The sequence below is a fragment of the Microbispora sp. KK1-11 genome, assembly GCF_006874435.1.
Lineage (GTDB): Bacteria > Actinomycetota > Actinomycetes > Streptosporangiales > Streptosporangiaceae > Microbispora > Microbispora catharanthi.
Map to the genome: position 1 here is coordinate 1 of NZ_VIRJ01000088.1, position 1,512 is coordinate 1,512.

General features: G+C 68.1%; 1 protein-coding gene. It reads left to right on the forward strand.

Annotated elements, in window-relative coordinates:
• Positions 1 to 1,512, forward strand: a 1,512-nt coding sequence (locus tag FLW16_RS42815) for a sugar ABC transporter ATP-binding protein (RefSeq protein ID WP_260616211.1), incomplete at both ends; no start/stop codon positions are given.

Here is a 1,512-nt window from a genome sequence, read left to right on the forward strand (position 1 = left end):
CTGCTCCAAATGAGGGGGATCGTCAAGCAGTTCCCCGGCGTACGCGCGCTGGACGGCGTGGACCTTGAGGTCAGAGCCGGCGAGGTGCACTGTCTGCTCGGGCAGAACGGCGCCGGGAAGTCCACGCTTATCAAGATCTTGTCCGGTGCGCATGCGCCGGATGAGGGGGAGGTGTTGCTGGACGGTTCGCCCGTCCGGCTGGCGCCGCCGACCGCGGCGATGGGCCACGGCATCGCCACCATTTATCAGGAGCTCGACCTGGTGGACGGGTTGAGCGTGACGGAGAACATCTTCCTCGGCCATGAGATGGCGAGTTTCGGGTTCTCCCGGCGGGCTGAGGCCGATCGGGCGACGGCCGAGTTGCTCAAGCGGCTGGGGCATGGGGAGATCCGGCCCCGCACTGAGGTGGGCCGGTTGTCTCCGGCGCACAAGCAGATCGTGAGTATGGCCCGGGCGTTGTCGCATTCGGCCCGGTTGATCATCATGGACGAGCCGTCGGCCGCGCTGGCTCATGACGAGGTCGAAAACCTGTTCCGGGTGATCCGTGATCTCACCTCTCAGGGGGTGGCGGTGATCTACATCTCCCATCGGCTGGAGGAGATCCGGGAGATCGGTGATCGGGTCACGGTGTTGAAGGACGGGCGGACGGTCGCGGTGGGGTTGGCGGCCAAGGACACGCCGACTTCGCAGATCGTGGCGTTGATGACGGGCCGCAATGTGGAGTATGTGTTTCCGCCGCGGCCGGGCCGGGACGCTCATGAGGGGCGGCCGGAGGTGCTGCGGGTGGAGAACTTGACGTTGGCGGGCCGGTTCGCCGATGTGTCGTTCAGTATCCGGGCGGGGGAGATCGTCGGGCTGGCCGGTCTGGTGGGTTCGGGCCGCAGTGAGATCATCGAGGCGATCTACGGGGCGCGGCGGGCCAGTGGCCGGGTCGTGCTGGATGGGCGGGCGGTGCGGCCGGGCAGTACGACCCGGGCGGTGCGGATGGGGATGGGCCTGGCGCCGGAGGAGCGTAAGGCGCAGGCGTTGCTGCTGGATCATTCGGTGGCGCAGAACATCACGCTGGCGAGTTTGAGCCGCTATACCAGGCCGCGGTGGCTGGGCTGGCTGGATCGGCGTAGTGAGTTCGCCGAGGCCAAGCGGTTGTCGGAGGCGCTGGACATTCGTCCGCCTGATCCGCGGCGGCCGATTCGGACGTTGTCGGGTGGTAACCAGCAAAAGGCGGTGCTGGGGCGGTGGCTGGCCGAGGACCGCAAGCTGCTGCTGCTGGATGAGCCGACGCGTGGTGTGGACGTCGGGGCCCGGGCGGAGCTGTATGCGCTGGTGCGCAAGCTGGCCGATGACGGTATCGGGGTGCTGCTGGTGTCCAGTGAGGTGCCCGAGGTGCTGGGTCTGGCCGACCGGGTGCTGGTCGTGCGTGAGGGCCGGATCGTCCATGAGGCGCCGGCCGAGGACCTGGACGAGCACCGTGTGCTCGACCTGGTGATGGTCTCCGCGCCGGAGACCCCCGGG